The following is a 588-nucleotide window of genomic DNA, read 5'->3' as shown; positions in this document are numbered from 1 at the left end:
ACCGCAGCTACGAGGGCCAGGTGCGCGCCCGCGAGACCCGCGGGGCCCTGGCCGCCAACCCGGGCACCTCGAACCACGGGCGTGGCCTGGCGGTCGACTTCGGGGACTTCGGCGGGCTCGGGAACTTCGACACCGCCAACTACCGGTGGATGCGCGCGAACTCGGAGCAGTTCGGGTGGTTCCACCCGCCGATCATGCGTCCGGGCGGTGGCGGCCCGCAGGAGCCGTGGCACTGGGAGTACGGCACCCGCTGAACGCGGTGGCGGCGCCGCTGACCGCCTCAGGAGGTGGCGGCCAGCTGGTGCGCGGCCTCGTAACGGTCCAGGACGATCTCTGCGAGCCGTGGGTCCGGTCCGAGCGGCTCGGTGACCACGTCGGCGCCCGCCTGGTGCAGGCGGTCGTGGAAGAACCCGGGTGCGAGCAGGTACGAGGCGATCACGACCCGCCGCCCCGCCGGGGCCTCGGCGACCGCGACGGGCACCCGGGGGTGGGCCGCGGACCCGTAGGCGATGGTCACCGGACCGCCCCATGCCTCCACGACCATCGCGTGGAGCGCGTGGACGGCCTCGACGGCCCGGGCGTCGCTCG

General features: G+C 75.0%; 2 protein-coding genes. One reads left to right on the top strand and one right to left on the bottom strand.

What is annotated here, in order from left to right; all coding sequences use genetic code 11:
* Nucleotides 1-254: M15 family metallopeptidase (locus N869_RS15850; protein WP_035063320.1), on the top strand; the 254-nt coding region annotated here is incomplete at its 5' end.
* 26 nt (nt 255-280) lie between these two features.
* Here N869_RS15850 and N869_RS15845 read toward each other — a convergent pair.
* Nucleotides 281-588 (bottom strand): CbiX/SirB N-terminal domain-containing protein (locus tag N869_RS15845; RefSeq protein ID WP_035063318.1); only part of this gene is annotated, 308 nt, incomplete at its 5' end.

Origin of the sequence: Cellulomonas bogoriensis 69B4 = DSM 16987 (genome assembly GCF_000767165.1) — a bacterium.
Taxonomy (GTDB): domain Bacteria; phylum Actinomycetota; class Actinomycetes; order Actinomycetales; family Cellulomonadaceae; genus Actinotalea; species Actinotalea bogoriensis.
This window is presented reverse-complemented; position numbering and strand designations above follow the sequence as displayed.